Origin of the sequence: Cryptosporangium minutisporangium, from assembly GCF_039536245.1 — a bacterium.
Lineage (GTDB): Bacteria > Actinomycetota > Actinomycetes > Mycobacteriales > Cryptosporangiaceae > Cryptosporangium > Cryptosporangium minutisporangium.
In genome coordinates this window covers 64381-82988 of record NZ_BAAAYN010000002.1, presented here as the reverse complement: position 1 = coordinate 82988, position 18608 = coordinate 64381, and the positions used below count along the sequence as shown (strand labels likewise).

The following is an 18608-nucleotide window of genomic DNA, read 5'->3' as shown; positions in this document are numbered from 1 at the left end:
TGGGGTGCGTGCCGTGGGTAGTCAAACGGTTATTGGAAACCCCCGGTGCGCGGGGTCGGAGCTCGGTACGGGTGCCCGGCCGCCTCAGCCTCAGCCGAGGATCGGGAAGCGCTCGGCCGTCGCACCCAGCTCGGCCCTCTCGGCGTCGCTGAGCGGTAGCCGACCGGCGCCCTTGAGCGCGTACGTGGTCTCGTCCCAACCGCCGGGGCGGTCACTCGTCCCACGCAGCCGGTCCAGCGTGGCAGCCACCAGCGCCAGCCCGTCCGGTGCCGGCTCGGGGAGCTCCGGTAGCTCGACGAGCACGTCCAGGTGATGGATCGCGACCTCGACCGCCCAGGTCACCACGAAGTCGCCGACCGGCAGGACGCGCTGCTGGAACGCGAGCTGTCCGTCGTCGGCGGCTGCGACGAACCGCCGCAGCGCGTCGACCGTCGGGCGGAGGTGGCGCAGCAGGCCGCTCGGGCGTCCGTAGGCCGACGCCAATAGGCGGGCGAACCGGATCTGGGCGATCTCGGCGTCCCGATCGGCCGTGGGCGGGTCGGCCGGCCCGCCGCGCCAGTACTGCGCGAAGTCGGTGTCGGCCGGGGTGTCCACCCGGTAGGCGAACGCGGTGATCGCCTCCTGGAGGCCCAGGTGCAGGTGCGCGAGGACGTCGCAGACCGCCCAGCCGTGGCACCGGCTCGGTGCGAGCAGCTGCTGATCGGTGATCTCGCCGAGGAGCGTGTCGAGCCGCGCGAGCGTCGCGTCGAACGCGTCCTTGGCGGGTGGCAGCGGATAAGGCACTGGATGCGTTTACCCGATCGACGCCGGAGCGAACCGGTACGCCACCCCGGTCAACTCCGTCGAGATGTCCCACAAACGTCGCTGGTCGGCCTCGTCGTACGACCGGCGACTGGAGCGGACCGCCTCCGGATAGCCGGTGAAGCCCTGGCGTCCGGGCGCGCCGTAGTACTCGCCGCCCCGGGCCGCCGGGTCGACCGCCGCCCGCACGGCGGCCAGTGCGCCGATCTCCGCGGGCTGGAGCAGCCACCCGTTGAGCAGGCGCAGCCGGGGACTCGCGATCGCCTGCTGCCAGGGGCGCATGTGCCGGGTGAAGGCGGTGTACGCGTTGCCGGGGTGCGCCGCGAGCGCGATCGTTTCCGCGCCGGCCGCGGCCAACCGGCGCTGCAGCTCGTAGGTGAAGAGCAGGTTGGCCAGCTTGGACTGGACGTAGGCCACGAACGGTGAGTGCGGCGCCGTCAGCTGCAGGTCGTCGAAGTGCATTCGGCCCCGCTTGTGGCCGAGGCTGCTCACGGTCACGACCCGGGATCCGGGCGTCTCGAGCAGTCGGTCGAGCAGCAGCCCGGTCAGCGCGAAGTGCCCCAGGTGGTTGGTGCCGAGGTGGATCTCGAAGCCGTCGGCCGTGCGCTTCGGCGGCGAGAGGCCAACGCCGGCGTTGTTGATCAGCAGGTCGAGGCGGGGGTGTCGGGCACGGAGGGTGTCGGCTGCCGACCGGACGGACGCGAGCGACGCCAGGTCGAGCGCGACCGTCGAGGTCGGTGCGGTGGTCGTCGCCCGGATCCGGTCGGCAGCGGCATCGGCCTTGGCGACGTCGCGGCAGGCGAGGACCGTGGTGGCGCCACGAGCGGCGAGCAGGCGTGCGGTCTCGAAGCCCAGGCCGACGTTGGCGCCGGTGACGACGGCGGTCAGTCCGGTCAGGTCCGGGATGTCGGTGGCGGTCCAGCGGGCGGTGCGGGGCATGGCCAGCCTCCAAGAGATGCCGGTAGAATCGGGACGGCTATCCCGCTTCGACGATACGGGACAGCCATCCCGGTTGTCTAGGAGTGGAGGACGTGTGCCTGATCCGGGCGAGCGCGGGCTGCGGGCGGATGCCCGGCGGAACCGGGCGAGGGTGCTCGAGGTGGCGATCGAGGCGTTCGCGGCCGAAGGGCTCGCGGTGCCGGTGCACGAGATCGCCCGGCGGGCGGGCGTCGGAACCGGCACGGTCAGCCGCCACTTCCCGACCAAGGAGAGCCTGTTCCAGGCGATCGTCTCGGCCCGGGTGGAGCGGCTGGTCACGCAGGCGCGGACGATCGAGGCCGAGCACGATCCCGCCGACGCGTTCTTCGCGTTCTTCGAGGTGATGGCCGCCGCCGGAGCGCTCGACCGGGGCCTCGCCGACGCGTTGATCGGTGCGGGCTTCGATATCGACGCTGCCGCGGCGGCGACCGGATACGACTTGAACGAGCATTTCCACCGACTTCTCACGGCCGCTCAGAACGCCGGTGCCGTCCGGGGCGACGTCGACTTCGCGGACGTCAAGGCGCTCCTGGCCGGGTGCCTGGCGCGGGAGCGGGACACCGCCGATCCAGCCGCCAGGGACCGGTTGATCGCGATCGTCCGGGCCGGTCTGCGGCCGACCGCACAGCCCGCTTCGCAGCCGTCCGCGGGTGACACCGAGAATCGCTGACGTGCTGGCCACCGAGATCACCGACCCGGACGACCCACGGATCGCGGACTACCGCGCGCTCACCGACGTCGCCCTGCGTACCTCCTTCGAACCACCGCACGGACTGTTCATCGCCGAGGGCGAGTTGGTCCTGCGGCGTGCGGTGCGGGCCGGGTACGCGCTCCGCTCCCTGCTGGTGGACGCCAAGCGGGTCGACCAGGTCGCCGAGATCGCCCCGCACGTGCCGCTCTACGCCGCGACGCCGCCGGTGCTGGAGGCGATCACCGGCTTCCACGTCCACCGCGGAGTACTCGGCTCCGTGCACCGTCCGGCACCGCTCGACCCGGCGGCCGTGCTCGCGGCGGCGCAGCGGGTGCTGATCCTGGAGGACGTCAACACGCACACGAACGTCGGAGCGATCTTCCGCGCCGCGGCCGGGATGGGCATGGACGCGATCCTGCTCAGCCCTTCCTGCGCCGACCCGCTCTACCGGCGCAGCGTTCGGGTGAGCATGGGCGAGGTGTTCGCGGTGCCGTACGCCCGGCTGGATCCCTGGCCGGCCGGGCTCGACCTGGTGCGGGCGGCCGGGTTCACGCTGCTCGCACTGACCCCCGACCCGAACGCGATCAGCCTGCGGAAGCTCACCGAGCAGCAGCGCCGACGTCCGGCGCTGCTGCTCGGTGCGGAGGGGCCCGGCTTGTCGGGGACGGTGCTGACCGCGGCCGACGCCCGGGTGCGGATCCCCATGCACCGCGGCGTCGACAGCCTGAACGTGGCCGCCGCGGCCGCCGTCGCCTGTTACGCACTCGCGCCGGAGTAGCGCCCGGCACGCGCCGTCCGGGTGCCGCGCTTCGTGGGTCAGATCGTGCGGTGGACGTTCTCCTTCGTGGACGGGCCGGGGTCGGCGGGCATGATCCACGGACCGTCGTCGGACGGGTCGAGGATGCCCTCCTCCAGCCACCGGTACCGGCCGTCCAGTACCCGGTCGGCCAGCTTCCGGTCGGTGTCGTCGCTGTTCGTCCAGAGCGCCTCGAACAGGGCGTCGGCGCGCACCGTCGCCTGCCGGCAGAACGCGTCCGCCAGCTCCATCGCGGTCGCCCCGCGCTGCGGCCCTTCGGCCTTCGCCGACGCCGCCCGCACGCACGCCGCGCTCATCGCGAACAGCTCGGCTCCGATGTCGACGATCCGAGCCAGGAACCGTTGCCGGTGCTCGAGCCGCCCCTGCCAGCGCGACATGCCGTAGAACGTCTGCCGGGCCAGCTTGCGGCTCGACCGCTCGACGTACCGCAGATGCCGGGCGAGCGGGCCGAACTCGGCGAACGAGTTGGGCAGTTGGCCCGGGCCGACCGCCAACGTCGGCAGCCAGCCCGCGTAGAACTTCCCGGCCTGCGCCGCCGCCTTGCCCTTCGCGCCGAGCGTGGCGTCCGGATCGATGATGTCGCCGGCCACCGAGAGGTGGGCGTCGACCGCCTCGCGGGCGATCAGCAGGTGCATGATCTCGGTCGAGCCCTCGAAGATGCGGTTGATCCGCTGGTCGCGCAGTGACTGCTCGACCGGCACCGCGCGCTCACCACGCGCCGCCAGCGACGCGGCCGTCTCGTAGGCCCGGCCACCCCGGATCTGGACGAGTTCGTCCGCGACCAGCCAGCCCATCTCCGACGCGTACAGCTTCGCCAGCGCCGCTTCGATGCGGATGTCGTTGCGCTTCTCGTCGGCCAGCTGGCTGGTCAGGTCGAGCACGGCCTCCAAGGCGAACGCGGTGGCGGCGATGAACGCGATCTTGCCGGCGACCGCGTCGTGCTTGCCGACCGGACGGCCCCACTGCTCCCGGGCGTTGCTCCACTCACGGGCGATCTTCAGCGACCACTTCGCGGTTCCGGCGCAGATCGCCGGGAGCGAGAGCCGACCCGTATTGAGGGTGGTCAGCGCGATCTTCAGACCTTCGCCCTCGCGTCCGATGCGGTTCGCTTTGGGCACGCGGACCTGGTGGAAGCGGGTGACGCCGTTCTCCAGGCCGCGCAGGCCGAGGAAGGCGTTGCGGTTCTCCACGGTGATGCCGGGGGAGTCCGCCTCGACGACGAACGCGGTGATGCCCCCGCGTCCGCCCTCGTGTTTCGGGACCCGCGCCATGACGACGAGGAGGTCGGCGACGACGCCGTTCGTGGTCCACAACTTGACGCCGTCGAGGACGTAGTCGTCACCGTCCGGCACCGCTGCGCACGCCAGCCGGGCCGGGTCGCTGCCGACGTCGGGCTCGGTGAGCAGGAACGCGCTGATGTCGGTGCGGGCGCAGCGGGGGAGGAACTGCTGCTTCTGCTCCTCGTTGCCGAACAGCGCGACCGGCTGCGGTACACCGATCGACTGGTGCGCCGAGAGCATCGCACCCAGCGCCGGGTTGACCGAGCCGACCAGCATCAACGCCTTGTTGTAGTAGACCTGGGTCAGGCCCAGGCCGCCGTACGCGGTCGAGATCTTCATGCCGAACGCGCCGAGTTCCTTCAGACCGTTGATGACGTCGTCCGGGATGCAGGCGTCGCGTTCGATCGCGGCCGCGTCGACGCCGCTGAGGAACTCGCGTAGTTGTGCGAGGTACTCCTCGCCGACCTTGCGGGCTTCGTCGGACGGGCGGGGCTCGGGGTGGATCAGGTCGAGCGGGAACCGTCCGAGGAACAGTTCCTTGGCGAAGCTCGGTTTGGTCCACTCGGTCTGGCGGGCCGCCTCGGCGACCTGACGTGATTCCCGCTCGGTCGGCGCGCTTCCGGCTTCGGCCGGCACGGGACCCGCTGCGGCGGGCGCGGCTGCTGTCGCCGACCCCTCCGGAGGACCTGCGCTCGCCGGCCTGGCACCGGCGGGCGGGGCCGCGGGGTCAGGGTGCACGCGGTCGTCAGTGGTCATGGGCATCTCCTGCCTTGACCGGCTTGGAACGCTGCCGGTCTTTGCCGACTTTGTGTTACCTGCCGGTAACCACTCTGCCCCTGCGACGTGACGCGCGCCACACCTTCGGCGATATCCGCTCCGACCCGCCGACGCGGCACGGTGCGTCATTTCCCGAAAGCCCGCCACTGGGCGGGCGGCGGTGGTGGCCCCGCGCCCGCCCAGCGGGGCGCTGGCGTGGGGCTTTCCCGAAGGCTCGCCCGGCGCGGGGCGGCGTGAGGTGGTTTTCCCGAAAGACCACCTGTCCGGGCGCTCGGTGAGGTGGTGTTCCGAAAATCCACCCGGCGAGGCGCCGCGTGGGGTGCGCTTCCCGAATATCTGCCTGGCGGGGCGGCGGGCGAGCGGCGCGGCAGCGTTGCGCGGGGCGGCGGCGTTGCGCGGCGGTGGAACGGGGCGCGGTGGGCGGGCGGTGCTCGGGGTGGGCTCGCAGCGCGGCGCACAGCGGCGGCCCCGGCTTTTGGGCCGGGGCCGCCGTCGGAGATGCGGGTCTACTCGTCGACGAGCAGGCGCTCGCGGAGCTTCGCGAGCGTCTGGGACAGCAACCGCGACACGTGCATCTGCGAGATCCCCATCCGCTCGGCGATCTGCGACTGCGTCATGTTGCCGAAGAACCGCAGGATCAGGATCTTCCGCTCCCGCGGCGGCACCTGCGCGAGCAGCGGCTGCAGCGACTCGCGGAACTCGACGTGCTCCAGCGCCGCGTCCTCGTCGCCGAGCGTCTCGGCGAGCGTCGGCATCTCACCGTCGCCGCGCACCGGGTCGTCCAGCGAGGAGCTGCGGTAGGCGTTAGCGGCCTCCAGCCCTTCGAGGACCTCTTCCCGCGAGAGATTCAGGTGCTGGGCCAGCTCCGACGCGTTCGGCGCGCGTCCGTTGCGCTGGGACAGCTCCGCGGTGGCCGCGGTGAGCGACAGGTGCAGCTCCTTGAGCCGACGCGGCACCCGCACTGCCCAGCCGTGGTCACGGAAGTGTCGCTTGATCTCCCCGACGACGGTCGGCACCGCGTACGAGAGGAAGTCGGCGCCGCGTTCGGCGTCGAACCGGTCGACCGAGTTGATCAGACCGACCGTCGCCACCTGGACCAGGTCCTCGAGCGGCTCGCCCCGGTTGTTGAACCGTCGCGCCAGGTGCCGGACGAGCGGCAGGTGCATCGTCACGAGCTCGTCGCGGATGGTCTGCCGACGCGCGGAGCCCTCCGGCAGCGAGGCCATCTCCGCGAACAGCGCCGCCGCCTCCCGGCGCGACTCCGACCGGGCGTCCGCCACCGCGGTGGCGTCGACCTCGGTCAGCGTCGTCTCCGCGGGCGCGGGTGCCGTCGTTTCCTCGACCGCAGCCGGTGGCTGTTCACTCCGCGGCGCGGTCATACCGCGGCCCCCCGTTCGGGGTACCGCGCGGATGCGCGGTCGTTCACGCGTGCGCCTCGAGTCGGTACTTGACCAGCTTGATGTGGACGATGTTGTCCCCGCTCGCCCACGCGGTCACCTCGTCGACGAGCGCGGTCAGCACGCGCCAGCCGAACGTGTTCTGGCCGGGCGTCGCGCCGTCCTTCGTGCTGGCCGACACCGTGACCCGCAGCGCGTCCTCGTCGACCTGGAACACACACCGCAGGCGGCCAGGGCCCGCGGCCTTCGCCACCAGTTCGGCGCACGCCTCGTCGACGGCCATCCGCAGGTCGGACACCTCGTCCAGGTCGTAGTCGAGCCGGACCGCCAGGTCGGCCGCGAGGGCACGGGCGACCGGCACGTGGACCGGATCCGCCGGCAAGGTCAGCTCGATGTCGCTGCCCGCGTCGTCCGGGGCCAGCGAGTTGCTTCCCGCCGCGTCAGGGGCAGGTGGGGCCGCAGCCGGCTCCGAGCTGGTCCGTTCGGGCACCGCCATCTAGCTCGCTCCTCATCACACCGTCGTCGAACCCGGTGGGGAAGCCGGGTGGCGGCCGGGGCGCGAGGGGATCGGGCCACCGGCACACGCGGGCTTACCCCGCCGATGCTGGCCCGAACCTACCGCTCCCCGGCCGCGGACGGGCGATCGGCCCGGAGCGGACGGCCCGCCGGGCGGCGACTCCGGCCCGGAACACGACTTCGTCCTGGGAAGCCGGACCCGGCCATGGCAGGGTGGACGCCGAACGCGTCGGGGTTGACGGTGCTGGCCAGCGGGTACAGGCTCCGCGCGCCGCACGGGCGGCTACGTGCGCCGCGCAGCGGCCGGCCGCGGTGGGGAGGATGGCAGTGGTGACGTCGGAAACCGGTACGAAGACGGTCAACAGTACTGACGGAGGTCGGGCCAACGGGACCCGGCCCGCGGTCGAGCGGGCCCGGGAACCGTCGATCGGACAGCTGGTCAACGATGTCGCCGCCGGCGTCTCCAGTCTCGTGCGGCACGAGATCGCGCTGGCGAAGGCGGAGTTGCGGCTGGAGGCCCAGAAGGCGGTGGTCGGCGTCGCCGGCTTGGCGATCGCCGCGGGTGCCGCGCTGATGATCGTTCCGTTGCTCTCCCTCGCCGCCGTGTACGCGCTCAGTGAGGTGATGGCAGGCTATTGGGCCGCGCTGATCGTCGCCGGTGTCTGGGCGGTGATCGCCGGGATAGCCGGCCTGTTCGGTGCAGTGCGACTGCGTCGGGTGAAGCCGATGCCGACACAGGCGATCGAAGCGGTGAAGGAGGATGTGCGGTGGGTCCGCGACCTGAAGAGTTAGAACGCGACATCGCGTTCGCCCGCGAGCAGCTGCGGCGGGACGTCGACGAGCTGGTGGCGCGGGTCAGGCCGCGAGCAGTGGCCCAGCGCCAGGTCGACCGGGTCGCGAGTGAGGCGAAGCGGGTCTCGGCGGAAGCGGTCGCCGCGGTGGCTCCGCTGCTGCGCAACGGGCGCGACCAGGCCCTCAGTCGCCCTGCCGTGCTCGGTATCGGCGCCGGCTTGACCGTGCTGACGCTCGCCACCGTGCTCTGGCGGATCCGCGCCCGCCACTGACCCCCGTGACGCTGGGCAACCCCGCTCTCGGCTCGGGGCGGGGGGCCCGGACGGCCTACCGGCGGGCCGCAGCGGTCTGCTTCCGGTTGGCCGCCTTGATCGCCTCGACGAGCTCGTTCTTCGTCATCTTCGACCGGCCCCGGATCTCCAGCCTGCGGGCGACGTCCAGCAGATGGGCCTTGGACGCGTTCGCGTCGACACCCTCGGCGGTCTTGCCGCCGCGCCGCGCCGCCGCGCCGGTCCGCGCCGACTGAGCGTCCGACGGACCCTTCTGCTCCTTCGGCTCCCAGTGGTCGCCGACCTTCTCGAAAGAGTGCTTCACAGCGCCGAACGCCGTGCGGTGAGCGCGCTCACCCTCGCCGTACGTCTCGACGGCCGAGTCGTGCGTCTTCACCCACGTCTCCTGCGCCTTCTTCGGCGAGCGCGCGAGCGTGGACGGCAGCTCCTCGCGGCCAGGCATCACAACCTCCTCGGGGCGGGTTCGCCGACCACCACGGTGTTCCCGCAGTGGTCGTGGCGAAACCGCCCCGAGGAGACGATCGGTTGGCTCAGCTCCCGGCAGGAGGCAGGTCGCCGTACGACTCGTAGAAGTCGAGGACCTGGTCCAGGCCGGTGAGGGTCAGCGGACGGCTGACGGTGCGGTTCGCGCACACCAGCCGGAACCTCGTCCCGACCGCCTCGGCCTGCTGCGACAGCTCGACCAGCACGCCCAGCCCGTTCGAGCCGAGGAACGTCACCGCGTCGAGATCCAGCACGACGTCCGAGCCCGGCACCGCGACCACGGGGGTCAGGGCGTCGCGCAGCCGGGGTGCGGTGAGCATGTCGATCTCGCCGCCGACCCGTACCACCTGCCGCCCGTCGTCCGTCGGCGGTACCTGTTCCACCGAGAGGACCGCGTCCGTCGCATCACCGAGCGCACCGGTCGCGGCACCGCTCCGTTCTGGGGCCGCCGAACCAGCGGGGTCGACCATTACGTACTCCCTCCATCGCTGCCCTGAACCCTAGCCCGGACCGCGCATCGCTGCGTGGGAGGCCGGAAGGCACTCGGGAGTAAACCGCACTGCGTCAGGCGGTCTTGCGCTGGCTTGTGCCCTTCGTGGTGGTTCGGGCCGTGGTGGACTTCGCGGCGGTCTTCTTCGCCGTCGACTTGGTCGCCGTCTTTTTCGCGGTGGACTTACGGGTGCCCGCGGATCCGGAGGAGGCGGAGGCCGCAGCCTTCTTGGGCGCCGCCTTGCGGGGCGCGCTCTTCTGCGGTGACGCCTTGGCCGGCGTCTTCTTCGCGGCCGGACGGGTCTCGCCGACCGCCTCACCACGGGCTCGCTTGGCCTCCGCGACGCTCGCCTCCAGCGCCGCCATCAGGTCCAGCACGGCGCCGCCGCTCTCGGACGGTGCCTCCGGCTGGGTCACCTCGTGGCCCTGGATCTTCGCGTCCACGACCTCGCGGAGCGCCACCGCGTAGTCGTCGCTGAACTCGTCCATGTCCAGGTCGCCGGTGAGCGTCTGGATGTACGACTCGGCCATCTGCATCTCCTGCGGACGGACCGAGATGTCTTGATCCGGGGCGAGTTCGGCCGGATCGCGGATCTCGTCCGGCCAGAGCATCGTCTGCAGCAGCAGGACATCGCCGTAGGGGCGGAGAAGCGCCAGCGCCTCTCGCTGCCGGAGCGCGACCTTCACCAGCGCCACCGTGCCCGCCCGCTCCAGCGCCTCGCGGAGCAGCACGTACGGCTTCGCGCCCGGTCCGTCGGCCTGCAGGAAGTAACCCTTCGACAGGTACAGCCCGTCGACCTGCTCGGACGGGACGAACTTCTGGACGTCGATGTTTCGCCCGGACGCGATCGGCAGCTTCTCGAAGTCCTCGTCGTCGAGCACGACGACCTGTCCGTCCGGCAGCTCGTAGCCTTTGGCGATCTCGCTGTAGGGCACCTCGACGTCCTCGGCTTCGCAGACGCGGCGGTACCGGATCCGCCCGCCGTCCGCCGCGTGCACCTGCCGGAGCTGGACGTCGTGCTGCTCGGTCGCGGAGAAAAGTTTGATCGGGATCGTGACGAGCCCGAACGACACGACGCCCTTCCAGATCGCACGCATTGCCGGTGCCCCCTGTGGGTAATCGAACTGGTCGAAGGATCGACGGGACTACTGTGCGTTTACCGCCGGGGGGAAGTCCAGCGTGGAGGTGTCGGCGTGGCGAATGCATCGGCAACAACGACCGTTGCGGTCGCCGGGCGTCAACTCGCCTTGTCGAACCTCTCCAAGATTCTCTACCCGGAGACCGGTACGACGAAAGGTGAGGTGATCGACTATTACTCGCGGATCGCGCCCGTTCTGTTGCCGCATCTGGCCGGTCGTCCGCTCTCGCTGAAGCGTTACCCCGACGGGGTAGCCGGGCAGGGCTTCTTCGCGAAGAACGTGCCGAACGGCGCTCCGGACTGGCTGCGCACCGAGCGCCTACCTGCGCCCGGCAGCACGAAGAACCGGGACGAGATCGACTACATCGTGCTGCCCACCGACGACGGTGACGCGTTGGCCACCCTGGTCTGGCTCGCGAACCTCGCCTCGATCGAGCTCCACGTCCCGCAGTGGCAGGTCGGTCCCCGTGGCGGCGTCCGCGGCACCGACCTGCTCGTCTTCGACCTCGATCCGGGCGCGCCTGCCACCGTCGTCGAGTGCTGCGCCGTCGCACTGCGGCTCCGTGAGGTGTTGGACGCCGAAGGGCTGGTCGCCGTGGCCAAGACGTCCGGATCGAAGGGCATGCAGGTCTACGCCCGGATCAAGCCGGTGGAGTGGGGCCGTACGTCGGACTACGCGAAGGCGGTCGCGCAGCAGCTGGAGCGGGAGGACCCGGAGCACGTCACGTCGGTGATGCGGAGGTCGCTGCGCCCGGGCAAGGTGTTCATCGACTGGAGCCAGAACAACACCGCGAAGACCACCGTGGCGCCCTACTCGCTGCGGGCCCGCCCGGCTCCCACGGTCTCCACTCCGCTGCACTGGGACGAGGTGGCCGCGTGCCGCCGCCCGGAGGAGCTGGTGTTCGCGTTCGACGAAGTGCTGGCGCGCGCCGCCGACGAGGGTGATCTCTTCGCCGAACTGCTGGGCGACGACCGTCCGGCGCTACCCCGGCGGTGATCGATGACCGACCGACTCCGCACCGCTCGGCCTTGCACTGCGGTCCCCGGCGAGGATAATCCGAGCCGTCGTTCGCCCGCAGTGACACCGTCGTCACGTCGCGGTCCCGGCAGGCACACGAGGCTCCCACCATCGGCCTCTTCCGTTCCGGCACGTCCGCGCCGATCCCGGCGAACGCTCGGAACGGGGTGCGGTGCGGGAGGTCCGACACGACTTTCGCGCGGGGCCATTAGGCTTGGCGGGAACCGGAGGTCGGCGTGAGGACACGCTGGGTACAGGAGGAGACCCTGACCATGACCGTTGGCGAGCTCAGTGTGCGCGGAGCGCGATCGTGACGCCGGTCGACACGGCGGCCGTCGGCTTCGCCGCCGAACCCTCGCCGTCCGAGCCGACGGGGTCCGGCCCCGCCCACGGTGACCTCGTCGTCGAGCTCCGAGTCTCCGACCCGCGCGCCTGGTGCGAGGCGCTGCCGGCCGCGGCCGGGCGCACGGTCCTGATCTCCGGACGCGCGCTCTCCGACGGTTCCGCCGACGGCGACGCGGCCGCGGTGCGCCTCGCTGGTCACGTGCGGATGGCGGCCAGGGCGATGGCCCGCGTCGACCTGGCGCCCGCCGAGGCGCTCGGCTACCTCGATGCCTTGGTGGCCGAGTGGGACGAGCCGTTCCGCGCCCGGCTCCTCTACGGCGTCTTCGACCCGGTCGACGGGGCGTTCTGCTTCGCGCAGGCCGGGCACCCGGGGCCGGTGATCTCGCCGGTCAAGGGGGCAGCGGTGGCGCCGCCCGCGCCCGACGGCGGCCCGCTCGGCGGGTTCGTGAGCGTGAGCGCGTCCTACGGCGAGCAGACCGTGGCGGTCCCGCCCGGCGGCACGGTGGTGATCGCGCTCCCGGCGGAGCTCGCCGACGACGTGCAGTTCGCCACCGGTGGCTTCGCGATCGACCCGGACGTGGCGTCCGCGACGCCCTCCGTGGACGTCGTGGCGCCCGCGCTGGCCACCGCGGTGGACGGCGTAACCGAGCCGGTGGCGGCCGCGGACGCGGCGCTGGCCGGTGCGCCAGGGGGCACGGTGCTGGCCGCCGGCTGGCCCACCGGGTTGACGGTCGGGCCGGTGCGGGTGATCGAGCTGGAGCTCGGCGAGGGTGAGGACCCGACGCGTCGGGCGCGCGCGTTCTGCTACGGCGTGCTCAGCACGTGGCAGCTGCCGCCGCTGGTGCGGGACGACATCGTGCTGGCCGTGTCCGAGCTGGTCGCGAACGCGCTGCTCTACGGCGGCGCGGCGGAGCAGCTGCGGCTGCGCCGCTCGGTGAACCGCATCGTCATCGAGGTGTTCGACCGGGAGCCGGCGATGCCCCGGCCGCGGATCGCCGACGCGGACGCCGAGAGCGGGCGCGGGCTGTTCCTGGTGCGCCGGGTGGCGGCGCGGTGGGGAGCGCGGGCGGTGCCCGGCGGAAAGGCCGTGTGGGCGGAGTTCGACCTCACGGCTCCCCGCACGGCCGACGACGAGAACGCTCCCGACCCGGTAGAGGCGGCAGCAGGTTGACGAACGGCGGACGCTCGCCGAGCGTCCGCCGCACGGCACGCAGTGCCTCAGAGCGCCGTCAGGCGCGTGCAGTTTCCCAACTCACGAAGCCGCAACTAGGGCTTTTTCGGCTTCTTCGATGGTGTCTACCAGGGGAACCACGCGGTCGACGCCGGTCAGGCGGAACACCCGCGCGACGATCCCCGGCGTGGTCACCACGACGTGCAGGGACCCGTCGCGATCACGCAGTCGCTTGTGGTCGCTCACCAGGATGCCGAGCCCGGTCGAGTCCAGAAAGGTGACCTCGCGCAGGTCGACGACGTGCCGGTGTTTGCGCTGCTCGACCAGTTCGTGGAGTGGCTCGCGCAACTGCGAGCCGGTGGTGACGTCGACCTCGCCCGCGACCGTGACCAGCGCGTAGTGCTCGCGGTCGTCGACGGTGACCCGGAGCCGGCCAAAGCTCTCCGGCTTGGACCGGGCGGCGCTCCGTGCTCCGGCAGCCCGACCCTGACGCTCACGCATGGAACCCGACCTTCCTTGTACGGCTTGGTACATCTGTGCTGTCGCACTTCCGGTCGGTCACGCGAGCAGTCTAGTCACGTAACGGACGGTCATCGCGCCTCCCTTATCTTTCTCTCAGTAGACCCACATCTCGATCCCAGGTTGGAGGTTTCACCCCAACCAGAACCGGAACAGGGTCTGTCCGAAGTCGGCGAGCCACCCCGGTACGCCCAGCAGTTCCAAGAACCAGACAACGATGCTGAAGAATGCCCGGTTCACCGGTGGGATGAAGAGCATCACGAACAGGATCAGCACCGCGTAGGGCGCGATCGGCGCGACCTTCCGCAGCACCTTGTTCGACAGGTACGGCTGGATCACTCCGAAGCCGTCCAGGCCCGGCACCGGCAGCGAGTTCAGCACCGCGGCGGTGACCTGGAGGAACGTCAGGAACGCCACCGCGGCCCAGAAATCGATGTGCGCGACGTCGTCGGCGCCCCACCCCGCGAGCGCGATCGCGAGCGCGGCGGCAAAACCGATGTTCGTCAGCGGGCCGGCCAGCGAGACCAGGCTGTTGGTCAGGCGGCTGCGCAGGTGCCGACGATCGATGAACACCGCGCCGCCCGGTAGCCCGATGCCGCCGAGCAGGACGAACAGCAGAGGTAGCAGGATGCTGTACGCGAAGTGCGTGTACTTGAGCGGATCCAGCGTGAGGTACCCGCGCTCGGCCACCGACCGGTCGCCGCCCCGGAAGGCCACGACCGCGTGCGCGAACTCGTGCAAGCAGAGCGAGACGACCCACGCGGCCGCGACGAACAGGAACGCGAACAGCCCGGCCGATCCGTAGCCGGTCCAGAGCGCCCAACCGGACACCACGGTGGTGAGCACGAGGCCGACGAAGAGCGGGCTCGGCCACCGGTTCGCCGCGGTGGTCCGCTGCTGGCGTACCGGCTCTCCGGTCGCTCCGGTCACGGTTCTCCCAATCTCGGTATGGGCCCGGCGTCCCCGCCGTGCGGCGGAACGGTGCCGATTCGTCCATCCTGCCTCGCCCGCGCACGTTCTGCCGGGCACGGGTGACCGTGCCCCCGTCCGGGGGCCATGGTCACCGGCGTCCCGGACAACGATCGGGGGCGGCCGCCGGGTGCCCGGTAGCCGCCCCCGATCCTCGTCAGACGCCGTCGGCGGGTCGGGTGGTCGGGGAACCGCCCTCCCCGGTGCTCGACACCCCGTCGGCGACCCGGGTCTTCACGATGCCCAGCGGCTTCGAGATCGACTCCAGCGACTTCCGTTCGGCGTCGACGCCGAGGAAGAACGCCACCAGACCACCGATGATCATCAGGCCGGCACCGAGCAAGTAGCCGCCGAACAGCGGCCCGCGGCTCTCACCCTCGCCGATCAGCGCGCCGAACAGCGACGGCGCGATCACACCGCCGAAGAACTGGGAGATCGCGAAGAAGAACGCGATCGCCTGGCTCCGCAGCTCCAGCGGGAAGATCTCGCTGACCGTCAGGTACCCGGACGAGGCCGCCGCCGAGGCGAAGAAGAAGATGATGCACCAGAGAATCGTCTGCGTCACCGCGGTCAGGACTTCCGCGTAGAACAGATACCCGGTGATCGCCAGCAGGGTGCCGGACAAGAGGTACGTCCCGCCGATCATCTTCCGCCGGCCGATCGTGTCGAAGAACGGGCCGAGGACCAGTGGCCCGATCAGGTTGCCGATCGCGAACGGGAAGAAGAAGTACGGGATCGTGCCGCTGTCCACGTCATAGAACGTCCCCAGCACCAGCGCGTAGGTGAAGAAGATGGCGTTGTAGAGGAACGACTGCGTGGTCATCAGCGCGAAGCCGAGGATCGTCCGGCTCCGATACTGCTTGAACATGATCTGGGCGATCTGCCGGTAGGTGACCGGCGGATGCGGCTTGACCTCGCTGGCCTCCGACTCCGGGACCGGCTCGACCTCTTTGCCGCTGGCCCGGACCTGTTCCTCGATCTGGTCGACCGTGCGTTCGGCCTCCACCTCCTGGCCGTGCGTCATCATCCAGCGAGGGCTCTCCGGGATGTGCCGGCGGAGCGGCCAGATCGCCAGACCGATCAGCGGGCCGAGGAAGAACCCGAGCCGCCAGCCGATGTTGTCGGAGAAGAAGTCCGGGTTCAGGAACACGATCTGCGCGGCGGACGCCATTGCGGCGCCACCCCAGTACGTGCCGCTGATCGCCAGGTCGACGCGGCCGCGGTAGTGCGACGGGATCAGCTCGTCGATCGCCGAGTGGATCGCCGCGTACTCACCACCGATGCCCATACCGGCGAGGAAGCGGAACAGTAGGAACTCGTAGAACGTGACGGAGAAGCCGGTGAGGCCACTGGCGACCAAGTACAGCGTCAGGGTGATCAGGAAGAGCTTCCGGCGCCCGAGCCGGTCGGCCAATCGGCCGAACCACAGCGCGCCGACGACCTCACCGAAGAGGTAGACCGACGCGGAGAGCGTCACTTGCTGAGCGGAGAGCCCGAGCGTGCCCTCCTCCGTGAGCTTGTCGGCCACCGTGGACGCGATCTGGATCTCCAGACCGTCGAGGATCCAGGTGACGCCTAGCGCGATCACCACCATCCAGTGGAAACGGGACCACGGCAGGCGGTCCATCCGAGCTGGGACCAAACTCCGGAATGTTCTTTCGGATTGCTGTGCATTGGTCGCTTCAGTCGACGCCATCGTCCACCTCCCCAGGGAACTGGGAGGTGTCCTACCCAACGGAACTTCGGGTAAATCCTGCGGAACTCAGGGTCGTTCGCGTTCGTTCCCTGCGATCCGGTCCGTTCTCGGGCGATGCGCCTGGTAATGCTCCTTCAACGGCCAGCAATAATCTTCCGCATCTTCTCGTCCGGAGGGCCGTTCTCGTCCGGCGCGGTGGCGTGAACTGTCGGTGCCGGGAGCGAGAATGAGCCATGCTTCTCGCCGACATCGCCGCGACCGGGCGGGACGTCGCCGCGGTCAGCTCACGCAAGGCCAAGGTCGAGCGGTTGGCCGCGTGTCTCCGGCAGCTGTCCGGAGACGAGGTGGTGCCCGGCGTCGCCTGGCTCTGTGGTGAACTGCGGCAGCGGCAGATCGGTGTCGGCTGGGCCGCGCTGCGCGACCTGCCCGACGCCGCGGCCGACGAACCCAGCCTGACCGTGACGGCGGTGGACGCCACGTTCGCCGAGATCGGCGCGCTGGCCGGCCCTGGCTCGCAGACGGCGCGCCGGGCGGCACTGGCGGCGCTGTTCGCCCGGGTGACCAGGGAAGAGCAGACGTTCCTGCGCGCGCTACTGGTCGGAGAGGTGCGGCAGGGCGCGCTGGCCGGCGTCATGGCCGACGCGGTCGCGACCGCCACCGGTCTGCCGCTGCCCGCACTGCGACGGGCGTTGCTGCTCCGCGGTGATCTCCGTGCGGTGGCCGAGACCGCGCTCCGCGAAGGCGCCGACGGGCTCGCCGAGTTCCGGCTCCAGGTCGGGCGTCCACTCGCGCCGATGCTGGCCCAGCCCGCCGAAGACCTGACCGACGCGCTGGCCCGGGCCGGCGCGGCCGCGGTCGAGGAGAAGCTCGACGGAGCCCGGGTCCAGGTCCACCGGGACGGCGCCGAGGTGCTCGTCGTCACCCGCAGCCTGGACGACATCACCGCCCGCGTGCCGGAGGTCGTGGAGGCGGCGCTGGCGCTCCCGGTGCGCTCCGCGGTGCTCGACGGCGAGGCGATCGCGCTCCGGCCGGACGGGCGCCCGCAACCGTTCCAGGTGACGGCGTCCCGGGTGGGCAGCCGCGCGGACGTCGCGAAGGCCCGGGCTGCCACGCCGCTGTCGGCGGTGCTCTTCGACGCCCTGCACCTCGACGGCGACGACCTCCTCGACCGGCCGGCGGCCGACCGGTTCGCCGCACTCTCCGCGGTGGCTCCCGCCGAGAGCATCGTCCGGCGGATGGCGGTGCCGGAGGGCGACGCGAGTGAGTTCCTCGCCGAGACGTTGCGCCGCGGTCACGAGGGCGTGGTCGTGAAATCGCTGGACAGCCCGTACGCCGCCGGCCGACGCGGCGGGGGCTGGTGGAAAGTCAAACCGCGGCACACCCTCGACCTGGTCGTGCTCGCGGCCGAGTGGGGGCACGGGCGGCGCCGGGGATGGCTGTCGAACCTGCACCTCGGCGCGCGGGATCCGTCGGGCCTGGTCGGGGACGCGGGCGGGTTCGTCATGCTCGGCAAGACGTTCAAGGGCATGACCGACGCGATGCTGAAGTGGCAGACCGAGTACCTGCTCGAACGCGCGGTGAGCCGGGACGCGTACACCGTCTACGTGCGACCCGAGCTGGTGGTCGAGATCGCGTTCGACGGAGTCCAGACCAGCCCGCGGTATCCGGGCGGCGTCACGCTCCGATTCGCCCGGGTCAAGGGCTACCGCACCGACAAGCGGGTCGAGGAGGCCGACACCCTCGAGGCGGTGCGCGCCCTGCACCTCACTTAGCGGCCCGGAGGGCGGCGTCCCGTTCGGCGCGGTACTCGGCCAGGCGCTCCTGGTACGACGCCCGGAGGTCGGCGAGTCGCTGCTCGGTGTGCTCCGCCGCCGCGGTGAGCTGCGCCCGCGCGGCGTCCCGCTCGGCGGCGATCGTGGCCAGCTCGGCGCGGGCCGCGGCGAGTTCGGCCCGCACCGACTCGGCGGCGGTGTCGGCGGCGTCGCGTCGACGCTCGGCCTCGTCCCGGGCAGCGGCGATCCGGTCGTGGTCGGCGGTGACTCGGGCGAGCTCTCGCTCGGTCGTCGCGCGGGCCTGTTCCGCGGCCTGACGTGCCTGGTCAGCGGTGGCGCGGGCAGCCTCGGTGGCCGACCGGGCCTGTTCGGCGAGGGCGCGGTCGGCGTCGGCGCGGGTGGCACGGCGCTCGGCGTCGCGCTCGGCGGCCGTCGCGGCGTCGGCGCGGGCGACCGCAGCGTCCACATCGGTGCGCAGCCGGTCGAGCTGATCCCGCAGCATGGCCAGCGCCTGTTCGGCGTGGCCGGTGCGCTCCTCGGCGAGCGCGGCGCGGCGCTCGGCGTCGGCCGCCGCCGTCCGGTGGGCCTCGGCGTCCCGCTCGGCCGCCTCCGCCCGCGCGTGGGCACTGCTCTCCGCGGCCTGCGCCGCCGCGGCCCGCTCGTCGGGC

General features: G+C 71.5%; 18 protein-coding genes and 1 pseudogene. 7 read left to right on the top strand and 12 right to left on the bottom strand.

Annotated elements, in window-relative coordinates; translation table 11 throughout:
• Positions 1–90: 90 nt before the first annotated feature.
• A complete protein-coding gene (locus ABEB28_RS01640; protein ID WP_345726114.1) occupies positions 91–783 on the bottom strand; it encodes a maleylpyruvate isomerase N-terminal domain-containing protein in 693 nt (230 codons plus the stop codon).
• A 9-nt stretch (positions 784–792) separates the two neighbouring features.
• Positions 793–1740, bottom strand: coding sequence for an oxidoreductase (locus ABEB28_RS01635; protein ID WP_345726113.1), 948 nt, complete (start codon positions 1738–1740; stop codon positions 793–795).
• A gap of 94 nt (positions 1741–1834) precedes the next feature.
• Between ABEB28_RS01635 and ABEB28_RS01630 the strand changes: the two genes are divergently transcribed.
• Entirely contained in the window at positions 1835–2449 is a 615-nt protein-coding gene (locus tag ABEB28_RS01630; protein ID WP_345726112.1) for a TetR/AcrR family transcriptional regulator, read from the top strand.
• Between the two features lies 1 nt (position 2450).
• Complete coding sequence (locus ABEB28_RS01625; protein ID WP_345726111.1) at positions 2451–3248, top strand: TrmH family RNA methyltransferase; 798 nt, start codon at positions 2451–2453, stop codon at positions 3246–3248.
• A 38-nt stretch (positions 3249–3286) separates the two neighbouring features.
• Here ABEB28_RS01625 and ABEB28_RS01620 read toward each other — a convergent pair whose 3' ends face one another.
• The 3 genes from ABEB28_RS01620 to ABEB28_RS01610 all read right to left on the bottom strand — a co-directional run bounded on the left by ABEB28_RS01620 (position 3287) and on the right by ABEB28_RS01610 (position 7237).
• Positions 3287–5323, bottom strand: a complete 2037-nt coding sequence (locus tag ABEB28_RS01620; protein ID WP_345726110.1) for an acyl-CoA dehydrogenase family protein — start codon at positions 5321–5323, stop codon at positions 3287–3289.
• Positions 5324–5850: 527 nt separating this feature from the next.
• On the bottom strand, positions 5851–6723 hold the full coding sequence (locus ABEB28_RS01615; RefSeq protein WP_345726109.1) for an RNA polymerase sigma factor SigF: 873 nt from the start codon (positions 6721–6723) through the stop codon (positions 5851–5853).
• A 43-nt stretch (positions 6724–6766) separates the two neighbouring features.
• On the bottom strand, positions 6767–7237 hold the full coding sequence (locus ABEB28_RS01610) for an ATP-binding protein (protein ID WP_345726108.1): 471 nt from the start codon (positions 7235–7237) through the stop codon (positions 6767–6769).
• Between the two features lie 350 nt (positions 7238–7587).
• Between ABEB28_RS01610 and ABEB28_RS01605 the strand changes: the two genes are divergently transcribed.
• A complete protein-coding gene (locus ABEB28_RS01605; RefSeq protein WP_345726107.1) occupies positions 7588–8049 on the top strand; it encodes a phage holin family protein in 462 nt (153 codons plus the stop codon).
• On the top strand, positions 8025–8321 hold the full coding sequence (locus ABEB28_RS01600) for a DUF3618 domain-containing protein (RefSeq protein WP_345726105.1): 297 nt from the start codon (positions 8025–8027) through the stop codon (positions 8319–8321). The genes ABEB28_RS01605 and ABEB28_RS01600 overlap by 25 nt, the downstream gene beginning before the upstream one ends.
• Before the next feature lie 55 nt (positions 8322–8376).
• On the opposite strand, the gene ABEB28_RS01595 is transcribed toward ABEB28_RS01600, so the two are convergent.
• The 3 genes from ABEB28_RS01595 to ku form a co-directional block, all read right to left on the bottom strand.
• A complete protein-coding gene (locus tag ABEB28_RS01595; RefSeq protein WP_345726104.1) occupies positions 8377–8781 on the bottom strand; it encodes a ChaB family protein in 405 nt (134 codons plus the stop codon).
• A gap of 88 nt (positions 8782–8869) precedes the next feature.
• Positions 8870–9292 carry an STAS domain-containing protein gene (locus ABEB28_RS01590; RefSeq protein ID WP_345726103.1) on the bottom strand — a complete coding sequence of 141 codons (423 nt, stop codon included), beginning with the start codon at positions 9290–9292 and terminating at the stop codon, positions 8870–8872.
• A gap of 94 nt (positions 9293–9386) precedes the next feature.
• The gene (gene ku, locus ABEB28_RS01585; RefSeq protein WP_345726102.1) at positions 9387–10409 is read right to left on the bottom strand and encodes a non-homologous end joining protein Ku; all 1023 of its coding nucleotides are present in this window, start codon (positions 10407–10409) and stop codon (positions 9387–9389) included.
• A gap of 96 nt (positions 10410–10505) precedes the next feature.
• Between ku and ligD the strand changes: the two genes are divergently transcribed.
• Positions 10506–11447 (top strand): non-homologous end-joining DNA ligase, encoded by a 942-nt coding sequence (gene ligD, locus ABEB28_RS01580; RefSeq protein WP_345726101.1) that lies wholly within the window; start codon positions 10506–10508, stop codon positions 11445–11447.
• Between the two features lie 331 nt (positions 11448–11778).
• The gene (locus tag ABEB28_RS01575; RefSeq protein ID WP_345726100.1) at positions 11779–12984 is read left to right on the top strand and encodes a SpoIIE family protein phosphatase; all 1206 of its coding nucleotides are present in this window, start codon (positions 11779–11781) and stop codon (positions 12982–12984) included.
• 81 nt (positions 12985–13065) lie between these two features.
• Here the strand turns inward: ABEB28_RS01575 and ABEB28_RS01570 are convergent, their stop codons facing one another.
• The 3 genes from ABEB28_RS01570 to ABEB28_RS01560 form a co-directional block, all read right to left on the bottom strand.
• Positions 13066–13485, bottom strand: coding sequence for an STAS domain-containing protein (locus ABEB28_RS01570; protein ID WP_345726099.1), 420 nt, complete (start codon positions 13483–13485; stop codon positions 13066–13068).
• Positions 13486–13635: 150 nt separating this feature from the next.
• The gene (locus ABEB28_RS01565; protein WP_345726098.1) at positions 13636–14433 is read right to left on the bottom strand and encodes a site-2 protease family protein; all 798 of its coding nucleotides are present in this window, start codon (positions 14431–14433) and stop codon (positions 13636–13638) included.
• A gap of 196 nt (positions 14434–14629) precedes the next feature.
• On the bottom strand, positions 14630–16099 hold the full coding sequence (locus tag ABEB28_RS01560; protein WP_345726097.1) for an MFS transporter: 1470 nt from the start codon (positions 16097–16099) through the stop codon (positions 14630–14632).
• A gap of 302 nt (positions 16100–16401) precedes the next feature.
• Here ABEB28_RS01560 and ABEB28_RS01555 point away from each other — a divergent pair, with 302 nt between their 5' ends.
• Entirely contained in the window at positions 16402–17940 is a 1539-nt protein-coding gene (locus ABEB28_RS01555) for an ATP-dependent DNA ligase (protein ID WP_345726096.1), read from the top strand.
• Here the strand turns inward: ABEB28_RS01555 and ABEB28_RS01550 are convergent.
• Positions 17933–18608, bottom strand: a pseudogene (locus ABEB28_RS01550) (hypothetical protein); the annotation flags it as partial. The gene ABEB28_RS01555 and the pseudogene ABEB28_RS01550 sit on opposite strands and share 8 nt — an antisense overlap.